This is a genomic window from Corynebacterium sp. MSK041 (genome assembly GCF_030232265.1).
GTDB lineage: Bacteria > Actinomycetota > Actinomycetes > Mycobacteriales > Mycobacteriaceae > Corynebacterium.
Window position 1 is genome coordinate 17817 of the sequence record NZ_JASPJK010000008.1, and the last position, 24709, is coordinate 42525.

25 protein-coding genes are annotated in these 24709 nt (G+C 62.8%); 3 read left to right on the forward strand and 22 right to left on the reverse strand.

Annotated features, from left to right (window positions below; genetic code table 11):
- Positions 1 to 43 precede the first annotated feature (43 nt).
- The 11 genes from groL to glmS form a co-directional block, all read right to left on the reverse strand.
- Positions 44 to 1645: a chaperonin GroEL gene (groL, locus tag QP968_RS07460; RefSeq protein WP_284855791.1), complete on the reverse strand. Its 1602-nt coding sequence runs from the start codon at positions 1643 to 1645 to the stop codon at positions 44 to 46.
- A 19-nt stretch (positions 1646 to 1664) separates the two neighbouring features.
- Positions 1665 to 1967 (reverse strand): co-chaperone GroES, encoded by a 303-nt coding sequence (gene groES, locus QP968_RS07465; RefSeq protein ID WP_034664178.1) that lies wholly within the window; start codon positions 1965 to 1967, stop codon positions 1665 to 1667.
- Positions 1968 to 2142: 175 nt separating this feature from the next.
- A complete protein-coding gene (locus QP968_RS07470) occupies positions 2143 to 2589 on the reverse strand; it encodes a hypothetical protein (protein ID WP_284855792.1) in 447 nt (148 codons plus the stop codon).
- A gap of 82 nt (positions 2590 to 2671) precedes the next feature.
- Positions 2672 to 3721, reverse strand: a complete 1050-nt coding sequence (gene tsaD, locus QP968_RS07475) for a tRNA (adenosine(37)-N6)-threonylcarbamoyltransferase complex transferase subunit TsaD (RefSeq protein ID WP_284855793.1) — start codon at positions 3719 to 3721, stop codon at positions 2672 to 2674.
- Positions 3718 to 4209 (reverse strand): ribosomal protein S18-alanine N-acetyltransferase, encoded by a 492-nt coding sequence (gene rimI / locus QP968_RS07480; RefSeq protein WP_284855794.1) that lies wholly within the window; start codon positions 4207 to 4209, stop codon positions 3718 to 3720. Before rimI ends, tsaD begins: the two co-directional genes overlap by 4 nt.
- Positions 4210 to 4217: 8 nt before the next feature.
- Positions 4218 to 4907: a tRNA (adenosine(37)-N6)-threonylcarbamoyltransferase complex dimerization subunit type 1 TsaB gene (tsaB, locus tag QP968_RS07485; protein ID WP_284855795.1), complete on the reverse strand. Its 690-nt coding sequence runs from the start codon at positions 4905 to 4907 to the stop codon at positions 4218 to 4220.
- Between the two features lie 12 nt (positions 4908 to 4919).
- Positions 4920 to 5444, reverse strand: a complete 525-nt coding sequence (locus QP968_RS07490; protein ID WP_284855796.1) for a hypothetical protein — start codon at positions 5442 to 5444, stop codon at positions 4920 to 4922.
- A gap of 10 nt (positions 5445 to 5454) precedes the next feature.
- Complete coding sequence (gene tsaE, locus QP968_RS07495; RefSeq protein ID WP_284855797.1) at positions 5455 to 5952, reverse strand: tRNA (adenosine(37)-N6)-threonylcarbamoyltransferase complex ATPase subunit type 1 TsaE; 498 nt, start codon at positions 5950 to 5952, stop codon at positions 5455 to 5457.
- Complete coding sequence (gene alr, locus QP968_RS07500) at positions 5936 to 7030, reverse strand: alanine racemase (RefSeq protein WP_284855798.1); 1095 nt, start codon at positions 7028 to 7030, stop codon at positions 5936 to 5938. Before alr ends, tsaE begins: the two co-directional genes overlap by 17 nt.
- A gap of 27 nt (positions 7031 to 7057) precedes the next feature.
- Positions 7058 to 7705 carry a sulfite exporter TauE/SafE family protein gene (locus QP968_RS07505; RefSeq protein ID WP_284855799.1) on the reverse strand — a complete coding sequence of 216 codons (648 nt, stop codon included), beginning with the start codon at positions 7703 to 7705 and terminating at the stop codon, positions 7058 to 7060.
- Positions 7705 to 9567 carry a glutamine--fructose-6-phosphate transaminase (isomerizing) gene (glmS, locus tag QP968_RS07510; RefSeq protein WP_284855800.1) on the reverse strand — a complete coding sequence of 621 codons (1863 nt, stop codon included), beginning with the start codon at positions 9565 to 9567 and terminating at the stop codon, positions 7705 to 7707. Before glmS ends, QP968_RS07505 begins: the two co-directional genes overlap by 1 nt.
- Before the next feature lie 93 nt (positions 9568 to 9660).
- Here glmS and QP968_RS07515 point away from each other — a divergent pair, with 93 nt between their 5' ends.
- Positions 9661 to 10488 carry a dienelactone hydrolase family protein gene (locus tag QP968_RS07515; protein ID WP_284855801.1) on the forward strand — a complete coding sequence of 276 codons (828 nt, stop codon included), beginning with the start codon at positions 9661 to 9663 and terminating at the stop codon, positions 10486 to 10488.
- Positions 10489 to 10513: 25 nt separating this feature from the next.
- On the opposite strand, the gene QP968_RS07520 is transcribed toward QP968_RS07515, so the two are convergent.
- The 10 genes from QP968_RS07520 to eccCa all read right to left on the reverse strand — a co-directional run bounded on the left by QP968_RS07520 (position 10514) and on the right by eccCa (position 20665).
- The gene (locus tag QP968_RS07520; RefSeq protein WP_284855802.1) at positions 10514 to 10759 is read right to left on the reverse strand and encodes a hypothetical protein; all 246 of its coding nucleotides are present in this window, start codon (positions 10757 to 10759) and stop codon (positions 10514 to 10516) included.
- Positions 10759 to 12090, reverse strand: coding sequence for a hypothetical protein (locus QP968_RS07525; protein WP_284855803.1), 1332 nt, complete (start codon positions 12088 to 12090; stop codon positions 10759 to 10761). Before QP968_RS07525 ends, QP968_RS07520 begins: the two co-directional genes overlap by 1 nt.
- Positions 12083 to 12385: a hypothetical protein gene (locus tag QP968_RS07530; RefSeq protein WP_284855804.1), complete on the reverse strand. Its 303-nt coding sequence runs from the start codon at positions 12383 to 12385 to the stop codon at positions 12083 to 12085. Before QP968_RS07530 ends, QP968_RS07525 begins: the two co-directional genes overlap by 8 nt.
- Positions 12386 to 12511: 126 nt before the next feature.
- Positions 12512 to 13855: a phosphoglucosamine mutase gene (gene glmM / locus QP968_RS07535; RefSeq protein ID WP_284855805.1), complete on the reverse strand. Its 1344-nt coding sequence runs from the start codon at positions 13853 to 13855 to the stop codon at positions 12512 to 12514.
- Between the two features lie 95 nt (positions 13856 to 13950).
- The gene (gene rpsI, locus QP968_RS07540) at positions 13951 to 14505 is read right to left on the reverse strand and encodes a 30S ribosomal protein S9 (RefSeq protein WP_284855806.1); all 555 of its coding nucleotides are present in this window, start codon (positions 14503 to 14505) and stop codon (positions 13951 to 13953) included.
- Positions 14505 to 14948 carry a 50S ribosomal protein L13 gene (gene rplM, locus QP968_RS07545; protein WP_284855807.1) on the reverse strand — a complete coding sequence of 148 codons (444 nt, stop codon included), beginning with the start codon at positions 14946 to 14948 and terminating at the stop codon, positions 14505 to 14507. Before rplM ends, rpsI begins: the two co-directional genes overlap by 1 nt.
- Positions 14949 to 15334: 386 nt before the next feature.
- Positions 15335 to 15622 (reverse strand): WXG100 family type VII secretion target, encoded by a 288-nt coding sequence (locus QP968_RS07550; RefSeq protein ID WP_284855808.1) that lies wholly within the window; start codon positions 15620 to 15622, stop codon positions 15335 to 15337.
- Positions 15623 to 15669: 47 nt separating this feature from the next.
- Positions 15670 to 15990, reverse strand: a complete 321-nt coding sequence (locus tag QP968_RS07555; protein WP_284855809.1) for a WXG100 family type VII secretion target — start codon at positions 15988 to 15990, stop codon at positions 15670 to 15672.
- A gap of 164 nt (positions 15991 to 16154) precedes the next feature.
- Positions 16155 to 17078, reverse strand: a complete 924-nt coding sequence (locus tag QP968_RS07560) for a type VII secretion-associated protein (RefSeq protein ID WP_284855810.1) — start codon at positions 17076 to 17078, stop codon at positions 16155 to 16157.
- On the reverse strand, positions 17075 to 20665 hold the full coding sequence (gene eccCa / locus QP968_RS07565) for a type VII secretion protein EccCa (RefSeq protein WP_284855811.1): 3591 nt from the start codon (positions 20663 to 20665) through the stop codon (positions 17075 to 17077). Before eccCa ends, QP968_RS07560 begins: the two co-directional genes overlap by 4 nt.
- A gap of 214 nt (positions 20666 to 20879) precedes the next feature.
- Between eccCa and eccD the strand changes: the two genes are divergently transcribed.
- Both eccD and QP968_RS07575 read left to right on the forward strand, forming a co-directional pair.
- Positions 20880 to 22229 carry a type VII secretion integral membrane protein EccD gene (gene eccD / locus QP968_RS07570; protein WP_284855812.1) on the forward strand — a complete coding sequence of 450 codons (1350 nt, stop codon included), beginning with the start codon at positions 20880 to 20882 and terminating at the stop codon, positions 22227 to 22229.
- A 2-nt stretch (positions 22230 to 22231) separates the two neighbouring features.
- Positions 22232 to 23473, forward strand: a complete 1242-nt coding sequence (locus QP968_RS07575) for a S8 family serine peptidase (RefSeq protein WP_284855813.1) — start codon at positions 22232 to 22234, stop codon at positions 23471 to 23473.
- On the opposite strand, the gene eccB is transcribed toward QP968_RS07575, so the two are convergent.
- Positions 23409 to 24692 carry a type VII secretion protein EccB gene (gene eccB, locus QP968_RS07580; RefSeq protein WP_284855814.1) on the reverse strand — a complete coding sequence of 428 codons (1284 nt, stop codon included), beginning with the start codon at positions 24690 to 24692 and terminating at the stop codon, positions 23409 to 23411. The genes QP968_RS07575 and eccB overlap by 65 nt on opposite strands.
- Positions 24693 to 24709: the final 17 nt, after the last annotated feature.

Below are 24709 nucleotides of genomic sequence, written 5' to 3' on the forward strand. Positions count from 1 at the left end.
AAGCGCCCCCGGGGGTGGGAGCGCTTCGCGCATAAGCAATCGCCTAGTGCTGGTGACCAGCTTCTTCCTCTTCAGGCTTGTTCACCACGGAAGCCTCGGTGGTGAGCACCATGCGGGCCACGGATGCGGCGTTGACCACAGCGGAGTGGGTCACCTTCACCGGGTCGATGATGCCCTGCTCGATGAGGTTGCCGTACTCGAGCGTGGCGGCGTTGAAGCCCTCACCGTTCGGCAGCGTAGCGACCTTGGACACAACGACGGAACCGTCCAGGCCTGCGTTTTCCGCGATCCAGTAGGCCGGCTTCACCAGCGCACGAGCTACGGTGAGCACACCGGTCTTCTGCTCGCCCGGGTAGTTCTCAGCGAGCTCCTCGAGCTTCGCCGCGATCTGGACGAGAGCGGAGCCACCGCCGGCGATGATGCCTTCCTGCGCAGCTGCACGGGCAGCATTGATGGCGTCCTCGACGCGCAGCTTGCGCTCGTTGACCTCGGTCTCCGTCGGAGCGCCGACGCGGATGACAGCGACACCACCGGACAGCTTGGCCAGGCGCTCTTCCGCCTTCTCCTTGTCCCAGGTGGAATCGGTGTTCTCGATCTCGCGGCGGATCTGCTCGCGGCGGTTCTCCACTGCCTCGGCAGAGCCAGCGCCGTCGACGATGACGGTGTCGTCCTTGGTCACGGTAACGCGGCGGGCACTGCCCAGCACGTCAAGCTCCGCGTCCTTGAGGTTGACGCCGACCTCCGGGTCGATGACGGTCGCCTCAGTGACCACGGCGAGGTCATCCATGAAGGCCTTGCGGCGCTCACCGAAGTACGGCGACTTCACCGCGACAACCTTCAAGGCACCACGGATGGAGTTGACCACGAGGGTCTGCAGCGGCTCGCCCTCAATATCCTCCGCGATAATGAGCAGCGGACGGGACGTGCCCACGGCCTTCTCCAGCAGCGGGAGGAACTCCGGCAGGGAGGTGATCTTGTTGCGAACCAGCAGAACCTGCGGGTTCTCTAAGACGGCCTGGCCGGCCTCTGGGTCCGTCATGAAGTAGGGGGAGAGGAAGCCCTTCTCAAAGGAGATGCCTTCGGTGACGTCCACGTAGGACTCGATGGACTGGGACTCCTCAACGGTAAGAACACCGTCCTTGCCCACCTTGTCCATGGCGCCAGCAACCATCTCGCCGACGACGGAGTCACGGGAGGAGACGGTGGCAACGTTGGCGATCTCCTCGTTGGAGGACACCTCGGTTGCACGAGCCTTGAGCTCCTCAACAACAGCCTCAGCTGCTGCGGCGATGCCCTTGTTCAGCTCGATCGGGTTCGCACCAGCGGCAACGTTGCGCAGGCCCTCGTTGATGATGGCCTGGGCGAGCAACGTCGCGGTGGTGGTGCCGTCACCGGCAATGTCGTTGGTCTTCACAGCGACGGACTTGACCAGCTGCGCACCGAGGTTCTCAAACGGCTCTTCGAGGTCGATGTCGCGGGCGATGGTCACGCCGTCATTGGTCACGAGTGGACCGCCAAACGCCTTGTCCAGCACAACGTTGCGACCACGCGGGCCAAGCGTCACGCGGACCGAGTCGGCGAGGATGTCCACACCGCGCTGGATGCCCTCGCGGGCCTCCTGGTCAAATGCAATGAGTTTTGCCATAGAGGATTAATCCCGCCTTTTACTTCTCGACGACGGCCAGCAGGTCACGCGCAGACAACAGCAAGTACTCCTCGCCGTTGTACTTCAGCTCGGTGCCGCCGTACTTGGAGAAGATCACGGTGTCGCCTTCCTTGACGTCCACCGGGATGCGGTGCTCGCCCTCGTCGTCCCAGCGACCCGGGCCAACAGCGATGACGGTTGCTTCCTGCGGCTTCTCCTGTGCGGAGTCCGGGATGACCAAGCCGGAGGCAGTGGTGGTCTCAGCTTCGACGATCTGGACGAGGATCTTGTCTTCCAGAGGCTTGATGTTGACGTTTGCCACGATTGAACCTTTCGTGAAAGTTGGATTCATTACACGGTTTCTCGGTGCGCAGCCGTCGTCGCGGGTGAACAAACTGTGCCCAAAACCTGTTTAGCACTCTACCCATGCGAGTGCTAAACGACAACCAAGGGGCTCCCCTCCCCTCACGCGCAGAGCTAGTCCTGGCTAGTCCTGGCTAGTCCTGCACCGTCCCCATGTTGAGCACCGCGTTGTGCCAGAGTTCGTATTCCTCTGGGTTGTCGTCCCGGTAGTGGCGGACGGCGCGGATGGCTTGTTTGATTTGGTCCACGATCTCGTCGTCAATGCTGTGCCCGTCGCGGCCAACAAAGATCACCGGGCCGGAGATTGCAGACGTGGGGTCCTGCAGGAAGTTAGCGTTGTCCGTCGCCGCAAGGTTCGCCGCCATGGACGCGACAGGGTTCGGCGCGGCACGGTTCTCACGGGCCTGTGGCGAGTAGATCGCCTCGTACTGCGTGTCGTTTTGGGAAAACGCGACGCGTACTCCCTCGAGGACAACTGGGCCGAGAAACTGGCTCGCGTGGTCCATGTCAAAGATGATCCGGCGGTAGGTCAGGTCCGGGTTCACCAGAAAACCAAAGCGTTCATGATCGCGAGACTTCATGGCGGGAGGGCGTCCTTTCGGGAAGTGAATTTTTACGCGGTTGTCACGTTAACCCGAAACTGCGGACTTCGCTCGGTGAGATTTAAGAATGCACGAGCGGGGTCTCCACCTCAAGCGCCGTGTCGGTTGCCGTGTCCCACCCGGAAGGTTGCGCACCTTCGTGGATGAGCTGGGCGGCAAGCGCCGCGATCATCACTCCGTTGTCGGTGCACAGGGCGAAACGGGGGACGCGCAGTTCGATCCCGTGAGCGCTGCAACGCTCCTGTGCGAGCTCCCGCAACCGCGAATTCGCCGCGACTCCCCCACCAAGCAACAACGTGCGCGCACCAGTGTCTTCGCAGGCCATGATCGCTTTCGCGGTGAGCACGTCCACGACGGCTTCCTGGAAGGACGCGCACACATCCTCGATGCTGATCACATCGCCTGCCCGCTCAGCGGACTCCACGTACCGCGCGACCGCGGTTTTCAGGCCGGAGAAAGAAAAGTTGTAGCGGTGCTCGCCACGCAGATCTTCAGCTCGCGAGAGTGCGCGTGGGAAGGAAATGTTCGGACGGCCACGTCGCGCAAGCTTATCGACGACCGGCCCACCCGGATACCCCAACCCCAACAGCCGGGCGACTTTGTCGTAGGCTTCGCCGGCGGCGTCGTCAAGCGTGCTTCCGAGCTCCTTCATCGGCTTGCCCACCGCGTCGACCTCAAGGATCTGGCTGTGTCCGCCGGAGACGAGCAATGCGATGGAATGTGGCAGCTCATCCGCATCGTCGAGATTGGCCACGGCGACGTGCCCACCCAAGTGGTTGACCCCGTAGAACGGTACACCCCACGCAGCGGCATAGGCCTTCGCCGCGGACGCGCCAACAAGCAACGCTCCCGCCAGACCCGGCCCCACCGTTGCAGCAACAGCGTCCGGTTTCGTGATACCGGCGTCCGCCAACGCCTTCTCCATCACCCGCGGCATCGCCTCAAGGTGAGCACGCGACGCGATCTCCGGCACCACGCCACCGAAGCGGGCGTGCTCCTCCATGGAGGATGCCACGACATCGGCGAGAATCTCCATCGAGCCGTCCGGCCGCAGGTCAATAACACCCACGCCTGTTTCATCGCAGGAAGACTCGATCCCCAGAATGATCATTGCTCTGACTCCTCTGACATCTCTGAGATGGAGTGGCGCATCATCGTGTACGCGTCTGCCCCAGTCGAGGGATAGTATCCCTTGCGCACTCCCACCTCGGCAAACCCATAACTCTTGTACAGCGCAATGGCTGGCTCGTTGTCGGTGCGGACTTCAAGGAACATTTGGGCGTCGTACATATCCGCAGCATGCACCAGTTGGTCCATGAGCACGCGCCCAATGCCGCGCCCCTGGCACTGACGCGCAACCGCGATCGTATGCACCTCAAACTCCGGGTCCTCGCGTGGTCCCAGGCGGGCCACTCCGGCGTACCCGGCGAGAACTTCCTCATCGTCCTCACCCACGAATGCCCCAACATAAAAGGTGTAGGGGTGCGCGAGCTCCGCGAGGAAGACGTCGCGGGACCACGGGCTTTCATTGACGAAGAGGTCCGCTTCAATGGCCGCTGCTGCAACGGCATCGGCGGGTCGGAGTTCACGGATGCGCACGGGGGTGGTCACTCCTCGTCGATAGATACGCGCGGAATCGCCGAAGACAGTGGTTTCGGCGCCGGTTCTTTCGCATCCGGGCGGCGCAAGTACAGCGGGACGAGCGGTTCGCCCGGCGCGCTCAGATCCTCCACGGCCCTACGCGCGACGGCAACAAGCGCGGCAGCGCGCGGCGCTTCGTACGTCACGGTGCCCGCTGCCTCAATCAGGGCTTCCGGCAGCTTCTCACGCAGATGCTCCGGGACGGACAACACGTCCACCGGCGCAATCTCAAGCTGGTCAGGCGCGATCACATGAGGCCCGTCAACACGTTCACTACCGGAGTAGCGCGCCCAGTACACCTCGCGGCGGCGGGCGTCGGTAAGGGCGAGGGAGGAGGAGCCGCGCAAAAGCCGAGCAACCGCATCATGCGTGCACACACCATGCACGGGCACACCCAGGGCCTGCCCAAATGCGGACGCAGTGGCCATACCTACGCGCAGGCCCGTAAACGGGCCGGGGCCACAGCCCACAACAACCGCCTCCAGGTCGGTGAATGCGAGGCCAGCTGAATCGAGCAGTTCCATCACGGTAGGAACAAGCAACTCATTGTGGGAACGCGTCGGGGTGACCACCTCCGCGAGGGCCTCCCCCGAGTGCGCATCAACGATGCCGGCCACCAGATCCGTGGTGGCCGTATCAAGCGCAAGAACAATCATGCGACTACGGGGCTACTGAATACGCGGGCCGAAGCGCCACATGCCGCCGTCATAATGAACCGGGAAGCCCTGCTCTGTGCTGAAGATCTCCTGGAAGTAGTTGTCTCCACACAAGTCCATCACGTTGGCCGGGATCGCATCAACCGCGACAGCGGTTTCGCTCGAGTCATTGAACAGCAGGATGTAGTTGTTACTGCCGTCAAGCTTGATCTGATCCGCAAGATCGCCGGCTGCCTGCAGTTTCATGTCCACCAGCTGTTCCGGCTCGTTGTTGCACACTGGAACAAAGCCCTGTATCTCCTGGCCGTACACGTAGCGCAGGTCGATGATCTCGGCTGCGATGGCGTCGTGAACTGGGGGTTCCATCTCCGCGAGCGTCGTTGCCAGCGAACCTGATGCTTCTGCCTCTCCGAGCGATTTCTGCCCAGAAGCAGCGCTCGAACTCGGCATGACAAAGATCAGGGCTGCGAGCGCAATGACCCACAGCGCGATGACAATGGCGGTCCAACCTTTTTGGCTAGCAGTCAGCTTTTGCATGGGACTAACCCTACTCTGATGGCGTCCACGAGATGATGCGGGCCTGCGATTCCGGGTCCTCAAGTGCACGCGTCTCACGGTCGAGGGTGACTAGCAGGTAGCGCGTGGCCAGCTGTTCCACGAGGCCACCGCCCCACTCCGCCACCACGACGGCGCTGTCGAGTTCGGAGTCCAGGTCAAGCGCATCCAACTCCCCCAGCGGGTCAATCGCGCCAGTGCCTCCGACGCTGTCGAGGAGCCGGTAAGCATCCACGTGCACGAGCGCGGGGCCGCCGGTCGGGTTTTTGTGTTCACGCGCGATGATGAAGGTAGGGCTGGTCACACGCCCTTTCACGCCCATGCCTTGAGCGATTCCTTGCGTGAGGGTGGTTTTGCCAGCACCAAGGGGGCCGTCGAGGATGACCACGTCGCCTGCCTCCAGCGCCTCCCCCAACGTGCGGCCGAATGCGCGCGTGTCTTCAGCGCTTGCGCATTCGACGGTTCCCGCAGAATCAAACGGTTGCTTCATGGCTCTCCTGCTTATCGACGTACTCCCTCACCACACGCCCACCCGGCGCACACACCACCTCGTAGTGGATCGTGCCTACCCGGCGCGCCAGCTCGGCGGCACTCATACCGCCGGGGCCGAAGATGATTGCTTGGTCACCAACGTTAATGCCGGCGCGGTCGGAGCCTAGCCACACGATGAATTGGTCCATGCACACGCGGCCGACCTGCGAGTAGCGCTGGCCACCGATGGTCACCTCGATGTGGTCCTGCCAAGCGCGCAGGATTCCGTCGGCGTATCCGACTGGGACGATGGCGGTCCAGCCATCTTCCGGTGCTGTCCAGGTCAGACTGTAACTTGCGCCTTCACCTTTCTTAATCCGCTTCACGGCGGTAAGTCCCGCGGACAATGTCATTGCCGGGTGAAGGTCCGCTCCAGAGCTCTCCAGCGGGTCTAGGCCATAGAGCGCGATGCCTGGGCGCACCATCCCGAAGGCATTCTCCGCGCCGGTCAACGTGCCGGGCGAGTTAGCCAGGTGGTTCACCGGCACCTCCAGCCCGTGGGTGCGGGCAAGGGCGATGGCCCGCTGAAAAGCGTCACGCTGCACCTGATTGTGAGGATGGGTGGGCTCATCGGCGCACGCAAAGTGCGACATCAGGCCACGGACCTGAAGGCCGGAAGCAGCAGCGAGATCGAAGGCTTCTGGCCAGTCCTCCTCATCAATCCCGGAGCGGTTCAGGCCGGTGTCCACGATGAGGTGCACGGGGCGCTTCTCCCCCTGTTCCACGAGCCAGCGGAGGTGCTCCAGGCCGGGAACCCCCACCTCAATCCCCGCAGGGATCTCTTCCCCCGGCTGCCAGATCCAGGCCAACACCGGTTTGTCGGTGAGGGGGCGGATCTGGGCGGCTTCTGTGAGCGTCGCTACGCCAAAAGCATCTGCGCCAGCGGCGTCCATGACTGGGATGACGCGCTGCGCGCCATGGTTGTACGCATTCGCCTTGACCACGCACATGAGCTTGGCGTCACCCGCCACGCGCTTCATCACAGCGGTATTGTGCGCAATCGCACCGAGGTCAATGGTCAAGGTGGCGGGACTCATGGGTGACATTGTGCCAGTTGCCATACGTCACACCAGATGCAGCACGCCCAGACCGGCCAGCAGCACCGCCACGGCCCACGTCGCACCAGCGGATACGGCGGCGGAGTTCTGCCGCGCCGCCTCAAACATGCGGCCGGCAGGGCTCTCTGGGTAGCGGCGAACCCAGGCGACGAGGAAGGCGCAGAACGTAGGCAAGCTCAAGGCGACAGTCGCGTACAAGACGAGAAAGGCGTAGCGCGTCCCCACCGGCACACCCGCTGTGGACAGCACTGCCAGGCCACCGTAGAACGGCACCGACGTCGCCGACTGGATGATGCCCAGCACGAAACCCACCAGCACGGTCGTCCCGGAAGGGGTGCGCAACGGCCGCATGATGCGCTGCACAAGCCCGGAATTATCACCGCCCCGCATAGCAAGCACCGCAGTGAGAACACCAGTGGCAACAAGCAAGATGCCAAACACCGGCCCATCGACAAAGCGATGCACCACATCGCCGAGCCCGTCGAACACCACGAGCATCAAAAAAGCCAGGGATGCGACCCCGAGCCAGTCGCCAGCGATGAGCAAAGCGGCGGTCGTCGAAAAGCGAGGTGCAACAATACCCACCGCGACGATGACCCCGATCAACAACAGGTTGATCGAGTCAATGAACGCGAAGCCGAGAGCCGCGAGCACTACTCGACCGTGACCGACTTGGCCAGGTTGCGCGGCTTATCAATGTCATCGTTGCCACACTCCCGCGCGATGAACGCCGCGAGGAACTGCAACGGAACCGTAGCCAGCAACGGCTGCATGATCGTCGGCGACTGTGGAATCCGGATGAGCCAGTTCGCGTACGGCTCCACCGCGGTATCGCCTTCCTCCGCGATGACAATCGTCTTCGCGCCACGCGCCCGGATCTCCTGGATGTTGGACACGATCTTCGAGTGCAGCTGGGGCAACCCGCGCGGGCTCGGCACGATGACCACCACCGGCAGGTCGTCCTCGATCAACGCGATCGGGCCGTGCTTCAGTTCGCCCGCCGCGAAACCTTCCGCGTGGATGTAGGCGAGCTCCTTCAGCTTCAGCGCGCCCTCAAGCGCGATCGGGAAACCGACGCCGCGCCCCAAGAAGAGCATGGTCTTCACCGCACCCAGCGTCGACGCAATCTGCTTCGCCTGGTCGTGGCTAGCCAACGCCTCCTCGATCTTGGCTGGGATCGCCTCAAGCTCATCCCAGATCGTACGGATCTCATCTGGGTACTTCGTGCCCTTCGCCTGCGCAAGAGCAAGACCCACGATGTAGTTCGCGGCCACCTGCGCAAGGAATGCCTTGGTCGATGCCACACCAATCTCCGGACCAGCGTGGGTGTACAGCACCGCGTCGGACTCGCGCGGAATCTGCGAACCGTTCGTGTTGCACACCGCGAGCACCTTCGCGCCCTGCGTCTTCGCGTGGCGGACAGCCTCCAGAGTGTCAGCGGTCTCACCGGACTGGGAGATGGCCAGCACGAGCGTGCGCTCATCCAGCACCGGGTCGCGGTAGCGGAACTCAGAGGCCACCTCGATCTGGACTGGGATGCGCACCCAGTGCTCAATCGCGTACTTCGCAGCCAGACCCGAGTGGTACGCCGAACCACACGCGACAACGAAGACCTGGTCGAAGGACTTCAAGTCACGCTCCGAGATCGTGTTCTCATCCAGCACCACGCGCTTGCCATCCCAGTGGCCGGCGAGCGTGTCGCGGACGGCGGCGGGCTGCTCGTAGATCTCCTTCATCATGAAGGAATCAAAGCCACCCTTCTCCGCGGCCTCCAGATCCCAGTCGATGGTGAACGGTTTGCCTTCGCTCGGGCTGCCGTCAAAACTGAGCACCTCGTAGGAATCCTTCGTGATCACAACGACGGAATCAGAGGCCAGTTCCACCGCGTCCTTCGTGTACTCAATGAAGGCCGCCACGTCCGAGCCCAGGAACATCTCGCCGTCGCCCACACCCACGATCAGCGGGGTTGAACGACGCGCTGCGATGATGGTGTCCGGGTGATCAGCATGCGTAAACAGCACGGTAAACGCGCCCTCAAGGCGGTTAAGCACGCTTAACGACGCCTTCCTAAAGTCCCCCGCCGTCTCCCCCTCGTTGTACGCCTTCGCCAAAAGGTGCGCAGCAACCTCGGAGTCCGTGTCCGACACCATCTGGATGCCTTCGCGCTCCAGCTCGGCCCTCAGGGGCGCGAAGTTCTCAATGATGCCATTGTGAACAATCGCCGCCTTACCGTCGAAGGACACATGCGGGTGCGCATTCTCATCGGTCGGGCGTCCGTGCGTTGCCCACCGCGTATGACCAATGGCAGTGGTGCCTGCCAAGGCATCCGCACCCATCTCCGCGATCTTGTCTTCGAGGTTCTGCAGCTTGCCGGCACGCTTCGCCACATTGATGTGGCCACGGTCGACCACGGCGATGCCGGCGGAGTCGTAGCCGCGGTACTCCATTCGTCGCAAAGCTTCGAGCGCAATGCCGAGAGCCTGCTGCTTACCTACGTATCCCACGATTCCACACATGCGGACAACATTAATCTATGAAGCAACATCGCCCTAGTAGGTCCGCCCGTGGCGCGGGACCAGCCCATGTGCGAATGCAGTAGGGTTGGTGGCGTGTCTGCGAACCTGAAAAAGCTCAGTGAACTGTCCAAGCGAGGCCCCCACCGCGTGCTCGAAGGTGACCTCGGCTTCACCGGCCTGCCCGGCAAGGTGTACGTCCCCGCTGAAGGCAAAGCTATTCCCGGTATCGCTTTTGGCCACGACTGGATGAAAAACGTCGGTGACTATCACAAGACGCTGCGCCACCTGGCCAGCTGGGGTATCGCCGTCGCTGCACCGGACACCGAACGTGGTCTGCGTCCCGATCACGCTGGCTTTGCTGCTGACCTGGAAACCGCTCTGCAGATCCTCGCGGGTGTGAAGCTGGGTAACGGCAACGTCACTGTCTCCCCCAACCGGCTTGGCATCGCCGGACACGGCATGGGCGGTGGCTGCGCCGTTCTGGCTAGTGCGGATAACCCCAAGGTCAAGGCTGTTGCTGCTGTGTACCCCGCCGACGTGGCGCCGTCCGCGATCACCGCTGCGCGTGGCCTATTCAAACCGGGCCTAGTCATTGGGCCTGATGAGGATTCTGATGGCATCCTTGGATCCGGTAACCCCGCCCAACTGGCCTACAACTGGTCCGGCCCCGTTGCGTACCGCACGGTGAAGAACGGCAACCAGCAATCCTTCAGCGAGGACTCCCTGGCCAAGCTGCTGGTGGGCACCGGCCGTTCCAAGACCAGCGTGCAGGAAACCGTCCGTGCTCTGCTCACCGGCTACTTCCTCCACCAGCTGCGTGGGGAGAAGGTCTGCAGCGCCTACTCCGAGCCCGACGCCTCCGGCAAGGACGTGGAATCCCTCGTGGGCAAGGATCTTGCCGACGCCACCAAGCTGTTCTAGGCCCGCTACTCCCCACTAGTCCCAGTTAGCCGCGGTTCTCGGTCGGGCCCTCTTTCCGCAGCACACCTTGAACCTTGCCTGGCCGGAAACCCCGGTACACACCCTGCGGTGTTACCCGTGGTGGCTTCTGGATGTTCATCTCCTTGGCCAACTCCTGCTGCCTCACCAGCTCCTCCATTTGGCGCTGACTTTGCTTCAGCACCTTCTCAAACTCGGCCATCCGGTAGGCCGTGCGACGGCGGAACTGCTCCGCGTAATCACTAAATTCCATTACCAGGTCCTCGTCTTTCGGGTGCGGGGTTGATCTTCGTGGGCGTCAGCGTTGGCAGCAGGCTCCGGCTGCGTGGGTGTTTCCGGCTGCTCCGCCGGCTGCTCCACTGGCTGCTCCGCCACCGGCCCAGCAGCCGCGGGCGCACTCTCCCCCTTTGGCGGCGGAGGTGGTTCCTTCATCTGCGCTAGCTTCTCCGGTGGCATCTCCGGTTCCGGCTCGACGGGGAGGCAGTCTTCCTCCTTCGTCTCAGGCGTCGGCGCTGGCGTCGGCTCCGTATCTGGTTCCGGCGTCGCTGGCGGGCATTCAATCTGCGTCAGGCAATCCTCGACTGTCTTCTTGAAGCCCTCCAAACCCATGTTGAACTGCTCCAGCAGATTGATACCCGCCGGGCCCGTCGGAGGCACCGTTGGCAGCGTCGGGCACGGTGGCAGCGAGCTGCTGAGATCAACGTTGATATTCGCGTTGACGTTCAGGTTCAACCCCGCGCTGCCCACCCCGAAGGCTGAAGCGGGTGCTGTGGGGGCGGTGGGAGCAGGCACCGGGCTGGGCACCGGGCTGGGCGCCGGTGCAGGTGCCGGTGGCGCAGGGGCCGGGCCCGGCGCGGGTATCGGCGCGGGCGGTGGTGATGCTTCGGGCGGGCAGTATTCCTTCGGTGGCGGTGGCGGAGTGTCAGTATTCGTGCACAGCTCGTCGAGGCGCTCGTAGCAGCAACTGATGGACTCATTGCGGTCATCCACGGTCTTCTCAATAGCTAAAAGCCCCTCGATGATCGGGCCAAGAAGCACCGCCCCGATGCGCACCAAGGGATGAAGCTGCAACATCGAAATGAACGTGAGCACCACCTGGATGATCTCGTTCATACCTATGGCAGCGTCATCGTTGATTTCCTTGACGGAGTCCACGCAGCGCTGAGTCTCGCGGCACAGCTCGTCCAAGGCATCGGAGTGTTCGGACTGCTCCGCGTCCACGTTCTTCTCGTGGTCAGTGATGCCAATGTCCTCGAGCCAACTGGATTCACCGCTGCTGCCTTGCCCAAAAAGGAAAGGCGCAAACGTGCTCAGCACCCCAAGCAAGCCGCCACCCAGGCCACCAGCTAGACCACCGCCCTTGCCACCTTTGCCACCCTTGCTGCCGAGCGACGGCGCGGAGTTCACGCGCCCCACTTGAGCCGGCAGCGCAGAATTATCAAGCCCATTGGTCCAATCCAGTTTGGAGGAGATGGAGTGGATGTGGGATTGGATCAAGGAGACGTCGGCAAGCGACATACCTGGCACCGCGGCTACCTCGCGCGCGATGGCATCCAGGCCTTCTTTGACCTGCGCATTACTCATGAGTAGTCAACCCCCCTGCATTCGTGCCATCCGTCGACGACACATCCCCCGTGAGCGCGAGCATAGACGTGTACTGCGCCACGCGCGACCGCAACCGGGCAAGCGTGCGCTCGTGGACGGCCTCCACGGACGCAGCGATAGTCTCCCCGTGAACCACAAACCCGTCCCCGAATGAGGCCGGATTGATCTCTGGTTTGTTGGCCTCCAAGGCTGCAATCGCCTCGTTGTACTTATTGATCGCAGCGTTGATGCGTTCCCGGAACCCCTCCGGGTCGAGCTCTAAAGGCGTGCTCAATGTCATCCCCCCCGTATGGTCAAGCCGCCTATGGCAGGCAGCAGTCTTTACCTTCCATAGTCTTAGACTGCCTTAACCCCCGGTTTGGTTCCCTCAAATCCCAAACTTTTTTCAAAACGGGGGTGCCTACACCGCCGCGACCACAGCCGCGAGGCGGCCAGCAACCCGGCGGGCCTGCTCTTTTTCGGCGGCTTCGACCATGACGCGGAAAAGTTCTTCAGTACCGGATGGGCGCAGGAGTACGCGGCCACTGGAGCCGAGCTCCTTCTCCGCTTCAGCGATCGCCGCGGTCACTGCGGGATCATCGAGGATGAGGGATTTATCGGAAACGGGGACGTTGATGAGCACCTGTGGCAGGACAGTCATCACGCTGGCGAGCTCTTTGAGGCTCGTGCCGGTTTCCGCCATGCGCTGCATGAGCATGAGGCCGCACAGGGTGCCATCCCCGGTCGTCGCACGCTCCGGAATCACCACATGGCCCGACTGCTCACCGCCAAGCGAGAATCCGCCGCGCCCCAGTTCCTCTAGCACGTAGCGGTCGCCCACCTTGGTTTCGCGCACCTCAATGCCCTCGCGCTCCATCGCGAGTTTCAGGCCGAGGTTGCTCATCACAGTAGCCACCAGCGTGTTTTTGCGTAACGACGATTTCTCCTTCATATTCACAGCCAAAATCGCCATGATCTGATCCCCGTCAACCACATTGCCCTCCGCGTCGACAGCGAGACAGCGATCCGCATCACCATCGTGCGCCAAACCAAGGTCCGCGCCGTGGGCCAGAACAGCCTTCTGAGTTTGCTCAATGTGGGTGGAACCGGCGTTGTCGTTGATGTTGAATGCGTTCGGCTCGTTGAAGATCGGAATGACCTCCGCGCCCGCCGTCGCGTACGCCTTCGGCGCGATCCGCGAAGCCGCACCGTTCGCACAGTCCACCACAACCTTGATTCCGTTCAACGGTGTGGTCACGGACTCCTCCAGGTGCTGCAGGTAGCGCTTGAAAGCATCCGGGGATTCTTCCAGGATGCGCCCAATACCAGTGCCAGTTGGGCCGGCTTCGTCGATGGAGGTCATGGCGCGTTCGATGCGGTCCTCGACCTCGTCGTCAAGCTTCTTGCCCCCTGCTGAGAAGAACTTGATGCCGTTGTCCGGCATGGGGTTGTGCGACGCGGAGATCATCACACCGATGTCGGCGCCGTAATCATCCGTGAGAAAGGCCAGGCCCGGCGTAGGAATCACGCCCACACGCAGCACATCAACGCCTTTCGACGCCATCCCCGCCGCCATCGCCGCCGCCAACATCTCCCCCGACACACGCGGATCCCGGCCGATGATCGCCGTCGCGCGACGCTGCTCCGACCGCTTCGTCTCAGTGAGCACCATTGCTGCGGCCTGCCCGAGCTTCATCGCCAACGGGGCCGTCAACTTCTCATTAGCCAGCCCACGCACACCATCGGTTCCAAAAAGTCGAGTCATAGCCACCAATTATGCCTGCCCCACCCCAGACAAGGCGAAAGCGCCGCCATCCCACAGTGAGGACAGCGGCGCTTTGCTTGCGCTGACAGCAGCGATTAACGCTTGGAGTACTGCGGTGCGCGACGGGCCTTGTGCAGACCAGCCTTCTTACGCTCAACAGCACGAGCGTCACGGGTGAGGAAGCCAGCCTTCTTCAAGGTCGGGCGCTCAGCCGGGTTGTAAACGTTCAGCGCACGGGCAATAGCCAGACGCAGAGCGCCAGCCTGGCCGGTCGGGCCACCGCCGCCGATGTTGGCCTTGATGTCGAACTGGCCTTCACGCTCGAGCAGAACCAGCGGAGACAGGATGTCCTGCTGGTGCAGCTTGTTCGGGAAGTAGTCCTCAAGGTCACGGCCGTTGACGGTGATCTTGCCCTCGCCCTCAACAACGGTCACGCGAGCAATTGCGCGCTTACGGCGACCGACGGTCTGGATCGGGCCCTCGTGGTAAACCGAAGCCTCAGCCACGACCTCATCCTGAGTGTCAGCCTCGACGGCCACGGCATCAGCGATGGTGTAGTTGAACTCCTCGGTAGCCGCGGTTGCAGCGTCGATATCGGTCTCGCCGGCGAGATCGCTAGCGGTATCTGGGGTGATGTTCGGCTCGGTCATTACTGGGCCACCTGCTTAAACTCGAAGGTCTCCGGCTTCTGCGCCTCGTGCGGGTGCTCAGAGCCGACGTAGACGTGAAGCTTCTTAATGGACTGACGGGAGAGGCGGTTGTGCGGCATCATGCCCTTGATTGCCTCCTCGATGACACGGTCTGGGCGCTCATCCAGAGCACGGCCGAGCGTGATGGACTTCAGGCCACCCGGGTAACCGGAGTGACGGTAACGCGTTTCACGCTCACGCTTGTTGGAAGAAATGTGGACCTTGTCAGCGTTGATGACAATGACGTGGTCACCGGTGTCGACGTTCGGTGCGAACTGCGGCTTGTGCTTACCGCGCAGCAAGTCAGCTGCGGTGGAAGCGAGCTTGCCCAGCACCACGTCGGTAGCGTCGATGACGTACCACTTACGGGTAATGTCACCGCTCTTCGGGTGGTAGGTAGACATTCATGACTCCTTGAAGTCTTAAATCTAGAAGGCTGCCGGCCAAGGCGTGCTTCCCTCGTCCCCTCCTCTGTCCGGCGGCCGGTGGAGACCCGGTGAGGTGGGCCGGGCACGAATGCGCCCGGAAAGAAAAACACACAGGACATCAACTTTAAAGCACCTTCCCTTAAAAACCCAAAACGCCGGCGGGCGGAACATGTCCGCGCACCGGCGCCTGGTAACCATTAACCGCGCCTGCCCACAATGAACCAATTTAAACGAACCAATTTAAACGGAAATGACCAATGAAATGAGCTGGGTCAGGCTGCGAGTTCACACCTGTCGTATAAGTCCCCCCTTTCCTTTGTCTTCCCTGGGCTTAAAAGTCATATGCTTTTAAGCGCAGGCCTTTAAGCCCAGCTGTTTGCTGCAGCAGTGTTGACGGCCCTCATACGCTGATTTCCGTCCTCAACCGCACGGGCGATGGTGGACAGGATCTCAGTGAGCTCCAAGGCAGCGGCATCCCACTTATCCTGGTGCTGCTTGTAGCCGTCCGCCGCGTCACCTTCCCAGGCGGAAACCATCGGCTTGATCTGCGCCTTGAGGTCTTCCAGCTGGCCGGTGATGGTGCGCGAGGACGTCTCAATGTCTTCCGCAGCCGCGGACAGGGACGTGAAACTGTACTTGATTACGGTCATGGTGTGGATCTCCTTAGTCTTTTACGTCGTGTGTGCGTGTCGGTGACTTACAGCGCCAGCCCAGCAGGCGCGGCGTTTGTGAAGGAATCCGAGTTCGTCGCCTCCACGTTCTCAAAGTTGCCCGCGTTGTCGCGGATATTGTCAGCGATACCGCGCAGGGCTTCGCTCAGGCGACGCTCTGCATCGTCGAAACGCCTCATCAGGCTGTCAAAGCTCGCCTGTGCCTGGCCGGTCCAGTAGCTGCGGGTGGATTCCGCAATGTCCTGGAGGCGGTTGAGTTCCGTGATCACCGAGTCATTGGTCGCGTCCACGTTGTTCGCGGCCGTGCGCATGACGTCGGCTTCTGTCCTGAACTGATCGTTACTCATCTTTCCCCCGATTGGTGGTTGTGTGATTGATGGAAGTGGTCCGGCTCCCCGATTGGCGCCGTTCCTATTTACTTAGACTGCTTCAGGGCCCCGTTTGGTTCCCTCACAATCCAAAATTGTGCAAAATATTTTTTCGCACGCGGCCTACCTGCACTTTTACGACACTATGGCGGGTTAAACCGAGCGGTGTTATTCGCCATCGTGCAGGCGGCCAGTTGAATAGTTGTGGGCGCGGTGCGGCTGTGGCAGCCAATGGAGATCTGGTGGCCGTGCTCAGCCCAGGCGGCCCAGAGGGCTTCCGAACCGTCCGGAAGCAGGTGCCGGTAACGGATTGTTCCGTCCGCTCGTTCCAACAGGGTGAGCTCAGGGTCTGCGCTGATTTCCTGCTCAATTTGATCCAGGACTGCTTCCGCCGGCACCCCATACAAAGGGTCCACCGCGAACTGGATGCGCAGGTCCGGGTCCGGGCCAGTAGCGCGCCACATGTCCTCATCCGGTGCAAGAGCAAAACCAGCCGGAAGTTCGACGCTCAGACCGTCTTGGCTTAAAGTCACGGTCTCTGGCGGAGGTGCCGGTGTACTAGGGCGTGGAGAAGAAGGAGCAGAAGACGCAGCAGGCGAAGAAGATGCAGCAACCGAGACAGGCGTAGGAGCTGCCATTGACGCTCCCGTCACCCGCCCCATGACAAACCAGATCGCCACAGCGCACAGCAGAATCACGACCCCGACAACGCCAAGGAGAACCAGGTTGACCCGTTGTTTCTTGTCCTGAACATCCAGGGTGGGGCGGGAAACGGTGACGGTGTCCCATTCGGAGGTGGCGGGATCGGGGGCGTCGACAAGCGAAGATGCTTCCACGTTGTACTCAGTGAGCAGGGCGCGAAGCTCTTCCACCAGGGTGTCTTCCGCGGCGACCTCAATGCGAACGGACGTGGAGTGATCAGCCAGCAGCCCGCGGACGGAGGCGGCGATGTCGGTGGCGGACGGCTCATCGAAGCGATGCAGATTCGCGGCGCCGCTGAAGATCGCGCAGCCATCGGAGACGTCGATACGCAGCACGTGGCGTGGTTGATGGAGCGTGTGGGTCATGGGGTTTCCTCCCTCGCGGCGATCTGGATGGGGCCGGCATTGTCCCCGGCGCGGACGAGAATGCCGCGGCCCGGGTCGAGCGGGATCGGGCGTACGCCGAACAGTTGGCCTTCTTCGCGGTTGCCGGAAAAGATGACGGCATCCGGCTGTTGGTCGCGCAGGGTGGACATGAATTGGGACAGCAGTGCGCGTGCCGCACCACCGAATTTGCGCGCCACAACAATGTGCAGACCAATATCGTGGGCGTGCGGCAGCAGGGGCATCAGCGGTTGGAGGTGTTCGGGTGGGAGGAGCTCGAAGTCGTCGATAAGCAGGTAAATGTCCGGGCCGGTCCACCACGAACGCGTGGCGAGCTGCTCCGCGGTGACATCCGCGCCGGGCAAGCGTGCGGTGAGCGTGGCCGCCGTATCCGCGATCGCGGTACGCATCGCATCGGTGGAGCTGCCGTACGCGGCGACCATCGTGTGCGGCGCGTGAGCAAGATGCGCGCGACGCGGATCAAGCAACACGATGCGCGCATCCTCCCGCGGAAGTGACGCGACCTGCACAAAGACTGTCTCGATGAGCGTCGATTTGCCGCATCCCGCCTCACCAATAGCCACGAGGTGCTGCGCATCCAGGTGGATCGGGCCAAGATCGCGCCCACCGCGCCCGAGCAGAATGCTTTCCGACGTCTCCTCCAACCCCACAAACCTTGGCAACACCTTCAGCTGTGGCACGGGCACCTGGTCCGCCTCCTGCGCAGCGACATGCGCGATGTCTTCCTTCGCGGTGAACGCGACGAGCATGTTTTGCCCCTGCGGCGTAATGCCACGGCCGGGCAACGCTGGCAGCTTTTCCTGCGCCTTGCGGTCGATGACGGAATCCATCGGTTCGGTGAGTTTGAACTCAATGCGGGTGCCCACCAGGTCGCGCACATTGGGGCGAATCGCGTTCCACCGCTGGGTGGTGATCACGAGGTGAACGCCAGCGGCGGGACCTTCGGAAGCAATGCGCGCGAGGGAGTCGCGGAGGTCTTCCAGCTTCGAGTCAGGTGCGGTGAGTGAGTGCCAGCCGTCGATGACGAGAACGGTGTGGGCAGGCGAGTTGTCGGCGCGCGCGTTATCAATGAAGCCTTCCACCTCATCGATGACCCTGCGGACCCTCTCCTCATCGGTACGCTCAGCCACACCGGCGACGTGGGGCAACGTTTCGAGCGCCTCGTGCTCGCCACTACCAGCGTCAATGATGTAGAAACCGACCTGGCTCGTGGTGTGGGTAGCTGCCATCGCGGTGACCAAGGTGCGCACCGCCATCGACTTGCCCGTTTGCGGACCACCTGCGATAGCTACGTGAACACCCGCTGTTCCCACGTCACAGATGAAGGGGTCCTGGCGTTGGCGGTAGGGATCATCCACGAGCCCCATGCTCGCTGCGAGATCCCCGACTGGTTCGCACACATCGGGCAGGTTCACTCGTACCGGCAACGGTGGCAGCCAGATCTTCCGCGCCTGCTCCCCGCGCAGATCCGCGGCAGCTTGAGCGGCGCTGACAACCGCGTCAAGCAGCGTTGTCGAATCATCCACGGACATCTCCGGCGCTACGTCTGCCTCCCACCCGGTGAACACCCGCACGCCCGTGGGTGCTGCGACGCTATTCACACGACGCATCAGCGGACCGGAGACATAAGCGGCTTGGAAGCGCGTGACCTCACTCGACGCGGTTTTCAAGTAACCGGAACCAGGATCTGCCGGCAGCTCATACGCGTCCGGCACGCCCAATACCTGGCGTGATTCCGCCGCGGAGAACGTGCGCAGGCCAATCCGGTAGGACAAATGCGAATCGAGGCCACGCAGCTTCCCCTCCTCCAGACGCTGCGAAGCCAAAAGAAGATGCACGCCCAACGATCGGCCCAACCGGCCCACCGCGACAAACAACTCCGCGAAATCCGGGTGCTGCCCCAACAGTTCAGAGAACTCATCCACCACGATGAGCAGCGCCGGTAATGGCTCCAAGTCTGGGCGCGCCCCCATGCGGGCGGCGTTGTAGTCAGTGGCGTTAGCAAAATTGCCAGCCGCGCGCAGGAGCTCTTGGCGTCGATTCATCTCACCGGAGATCGCATCAAACATGCGCTCCACCAGCACCGCTTCATCTTCCAAATTGGTGATCACGGCGGAGGTGTGTGGCAGCGCCTCACACCCCAAGAACGTGGCACCGCCTTTGAAGTCCACGAGGACAAAGTTCAGTTCACCCGGCGAATGCGTTGCGGCTAAAGCTGCAACGAGAGTCCGCAAAAGTTCCGATTTTCCGGACCCCGTAGCACCGATACACAGGCCATGCGGCCCCATTCCGCCGTGGGCAGATTCCTTCAAATCCAGGTAGACCGGCGCACCACTTGCGCCGGAGCCTTCCGTCCCGATGGGCACCATGAGTTTCAGGCGTGTTCCTTCCCGGCCCGGCCACATCGTTGTTGGGGTGAGTGATTCAACATCACCTAAGCCGAGAAGCTCCATCAGGTCGCCGCTGCCACTGCCGGTCGCGGAATCAGGCCGGCGATAAAAGGAAAGGTTGCGGGCGATGAATTCGGCGGCGGGGGTGGGGAAAACGTCGATAAGCCCAAGCTTTTCTTTTCCAGCTGCCGTGAGCGCATGCAGCTCCCCATCACACACGAGGTGCAGCGCATCGTCCTGGATAAGCGAGGTCTCCCCATCATGAACTGCGATAACACAATCGTGCGACGCCGCGATTGCCTCCGGCGAACCCGCCTCCACCACAGCCACAGTGAACACCGCGGACTCTGGATCTTTGGTGTGCGGGAGCCACTTCGCCCACTCGCAGCCCTCCGCCGCGATGTGCAGCCCCACCAGCTCCGGGCCATGGAAGAACGCCAATTGTGTGATGATGGACCGCGCCACATTCCTCGCATCCGGCCCCGTCAATGTCACCGCTGGGAAGGCCTCCAGCTGCACCACAACCGGCACCTGCGGGACAACACTGACCGCCGCAATCGTGCGGCGTAAACTCACCGCACACACTGGATCGAGGTCTTCGGGGGAACCGGGATCGGGGACGTCGATAGGCGTGCTCATCCGCGTCACCCCCGTGCCCACCCGCACTTCGAGCGCCCGCGGGTGTTCCCGGCTACGCTCCCACACACGTTCCGCCGGAACCCCATTGACCAGTGCTTTCGGGTGGGGGTGAAAGTACTCAACATGCTCACGCTGCTGCGCGCCGTTCTCCCGCGCACGCGCCGCCAACGCGTCGAGGTGACGCAGGTACACCCGGCGCGACTCATCAATATCCCCCGCCTTCTCCGGCGGATTGAGCATGGTCAGAAGGCCCATGACCATCATGAGGGGAAACACCATCATCATCGGACTCACGCCACGGCCAGACAGCGCCATGATGGCCACCATCGCGCCGATCGCCGCCACCATGACGATGGGCATGATCACCTTCATCAACGGCTCCGGCGGCCGACGCACCGCGAGCGGCACCGCCTCCGCGTCGAGCTTTCCTGCGGGCATGGGTGGTGCCGCATCAAGCGCGTATTCCGCCTGCTCCCCCGCTTGCACAACGCGGACTGGGTCGTTGTCGAGCCCAAGCATAAACTTCCCCCCCTTGTGAAAAGATCCCCCCGGATCTTCTGGCAACTAGAAGACCACAACTCTGGCGAGAATGCCAGTGCTTCCACCAAAATTATTCTCACCGGTGCACGTGTCCCCGGCGTGATGTACATTGTGGGCCACTGAGTTTTTAGTTTCTTGAGTTCTTGTTTGCGCGCGGGGGTGCGTTGGCAGGAACGGTAACAGGGGGATTTGTATGACGGCGCCGTCACTGCAGCCAGCCACATCATCGTCGCAGGTTGTGCGCGTATCTATCCGTGCGAATGCGGGTGCGTTTGCTCGTTCAATCGACGTGTCCGTGCCCACGTCCTCCTCATTCAGCGAGATCCTGCCGGAAATCGCCCGGCTCATTGACCTGCCGCAGATCAATCGCCCGTGGGAGTTCAGTACGGCCGCGGGTGCCCCGCTTGATCCACACACAGCGCTCATGCACATGCGGTTGCGTGACGGCGCGGTGCTTACTCTCCGTCCGCATGAGCCAGTTGCCCCGCCAGTGGTACGCGATGCGGCGGAATCACTCGCCGCTGACTCCGCACGATCCACGCCGCGTGGTGGGATTGACCTGTTGTTTTCTTTGACGGGCGCGGCAGGTGCTGGATTGCTGGTGGGCGCTTTTATGAATCCACTCGCCGGGGTCGGTCTCGCGGCGTTGTTGCTGCTTACCGTGGCTATCGTGGCCCGCTCACGGGTGCTGTTCCCTATCGCCGCCACCACCGCTGGGCTGGGCTGTGGTGCGTGGGTCGCCGGCATTAGCGACGGGCCCACGACGCTGCATCCACTCTCACCTGCTGTGGCTCTCGGTGCGCTGTCGGCGGTGGCTGTCACGTGTGTTCTGCTCGCCGGTGGTTCTGCGTTGAGGCTTGTCAGCCCTCGCTCTGGCGCCGGCTTAGTCACTGCCAGCTGCCTGGTGGCTGCTGGTGCGCTGGGAGCGTGGTTGCCGTCTACATACGCTCCCGCCGCGCTCATGGTTCTTGCCGGGCTCGCCGCCGTGATGGGCACACCCGCCGCCGCAACGCGTGCCGCGGGTCTGCGCATACCACGGGTTCCCACTGCCGGCCAGGAGTTTTCCATCGCGGACGATTACCAGGAGGATGTGGACGAACGCACGCACGTGGCGCGCCTTGTCGCCGACGGCATCAGCATCGGCGTCGCGGCCTGCACGGTTCCCGCGCTCATCCTGCTCGCCTTCGCCGCCTCCGCATGGGTCTGCGCACTGGGCATCACGCTCGCCGGCGCACTGCTCGTGCATGCCTCCCGCCATCATTCCAGCGCCCCGCGCCTCAGCCTCGGCCTCACTGCCGCCGTTTCTGCAGGTAGTGCAGTTCTCACCGTGTCGCTTATCGACGCCCCCCATACCGCCCTCATCGCCCTCACCATCCTCCTCACCACCGCCTGCGCCTCCGCCGCCATCTGGGCCCGGCGCATCCCGGAATTGGAGCCCACCACCTTGGTGTGGATCGAGCGCGCTGAGGCCGCCGCCATCATCGGGGTGATTCCGGTGGCGGTGTACCTCACTGGGATCTTCGACCTGATCCGGGGGCTGTGAGCATGCGTCGCGCAGCTCATGTCGTGGGGGTGGCTGCTCTGTTCTTGGGTGGCCTCGCCTACCTGCCGGCCGTGGCTCAGGCGCAGGACATTGCCTGCGCGGTAGCCGCCCCTGCTGCGGATGGCTCTGAAGGAGCCTACGACATTGAGGAGCTGGCGGAGCTTCGTCGATTAGCAACGGGCGCTGGTGTCAAAGTTGCCGTCATCGACACCGGCGTGGCCAGAAACCCCCAGCTTGACCAGCTGGTTCCCGGCGCGGATTTTGTCACGCCGGATGACCCGCAACCGTTTTTGGATTGCGACGTCCACGGCACTGTCGTCGCCGGCATCATCGCAGGAACTCAAGTGGGCATCGCCCCCGACGCAGAGATCCTGGCCATCCGGCAATCCTCCGCGCACTACCGCACACCACGAGATCCAGGGGAAAACGCTGCAGAGTTTGCAGCCGCCGGCACCCTGGAAACCCTGTCCCATGCCATACACAATGCCCTTGATGAGGGCGCACGGGTGATCAACATGTCCGTCGTGTCCTGCTTGGAACCGACCGTGGCGCAGCGCGTGGACACCCGTGGGCTCGTCGACGCCTTGAACCGCGCGGAACATGACGGTGCCGTCGTCATCTCCGCTGCTGGCAACACTAACCCCGACTGCCCACCGGGGTCCATGGTTTTTCCTGCGCACTTTCCTACGGTGCTCGCCGTTGGTGCCCGCGCCGACACCCATACGCTCACGGACTACTCACTCCCAGTTCCAGATGGACACCTGCTCTTGTCCGCGCCAGGACGCCCCGCTATCGCGTTATCCCCTGGTCCTGATGTGTGGGCGACCGGCATAGCCGGCGACCGCGGCGCCATCCGGCCTTTCGAGGGCACCAGCTTCGCCGCCCCCGTCGTCAGCGGAACGGCCGCTTTGCTCAAGCAGCGCTACCCAGACGCCTCGGCCGCACAGATCCGCGACATCATCGCTGCAGCCGCTGAACCATCCGGTGGTGCGGTCGACCCTTTGCGCACGCTGACTTTCCTCGGAGCAACAAGCCCCGCACACACGGAAAGCACACCGCTCGTGCTCACCCCGGAAGTGAAAACCCATTCACCGGCGCCACTACGGGCCGGCATCGTCCTGGGTGTCCTGATGGTGGCAGGTCTCCTGGTCACTGCGGTGGCATCAGCATCCCAAGCGTTTAGTAGGTCGCGGTCAACGCGGCTTCCCGGTTCAACTCCGGGCCTGCGGGCAACAGGCGGATAATCGCCCACGGCACGCTCTCCGTGTGTGCTGCCCCGATGACGGCTAAGAGTTCCTGGTTGCTCACCTCATGGCGCTGCCCTTGTGCGGAAATAACGTGATAGCCAGTACCCGTATCCACGGCCACTGCCCCGGCATCCAAGCCACGGAACCACGCTGCGGGCGCATCCCCGGAGAGCTCCACTGTTCCGGCAGCGTCGTGGGGTTCAGCCGTGGCCACACGGCCAGTCTCCGTGGCGCATACCTCCACACCGTCAAGCGGTATCCACTGCGGCGCTTGTTCAGGAATGTCCAGTGGCATCGGCGGATCCGCGTCTGGGTAGGCGGCAATGGCCGAGGCCTTTGTCCGACTCACGTTCGCTCCTGCCTCCCCCAGTACATCCTTTTGTGTCTGTGTTACCTGCTGGATGCCACCATGAGGAGTGAGAATCCACGCTTCCGTCTCCGTCTCAAGGACGTCCGGCAACGGATCCGGCAGACGGATAGGTGGCAGTTCCCGCATGGCATTGAGCACACCATCCGCTTCCCCGACCTCCCAGCGGGGTGTGGAGGCATCAATTCCGAGGGTACGGCGCAGAACCCGGGACTCCGGATCCGTGGCCGCGGGCAGTTTGGCGCGGCCGGCGGCGGTCAGGAGCCACTCTTCCCCCTCGTAAAGCGCCACGATCCCGTGTTGTGCCCCGAGCTCCTTGACGGGAGTTCCTGCTGTAACAGTGATCCCCCTTACGCCACCAGTGTCCACGCACGCAGACCACGCCGCATCCTCGCTCTCCGCCGGCGCGAACATCGCCGGTGCCGTGGGCAGTCCCACCGGCACGCCACGAGGCAAGGCCGCCAGACGCTCATCCCCGATTCGCTGTGGTTCTTCCGGCGCACCAGCGATGAGCCTGGCAGAGGTCAAGTTCGTCACAGGGTGAACGGTCTCCCCAACACGGACGTACAGTGCACCGTCCGTCGCCCGCAAAATCGCTGCGGTACCCGGATCCGGGTTCGGTCGCAGCCACGCAAACAGCCCACAACCAGCTGCGATGAGAGCCACTGCTATCACCCCGAAGATCGCCGACCTGCGCCGCGACGCCAACGGGTCATGGATCATACGGATGTCACCGTAGATCAGTCCATGCTCCACGCGCCGCCGCATGAAACGGTGACCAGAGACCTGCGATCGCGTTGTGGGCAGCAGCCTTTGTGCCCCCGATTGTTCGTTCTTGTCCGTGCCCACCGGCACATCCTCCCCCT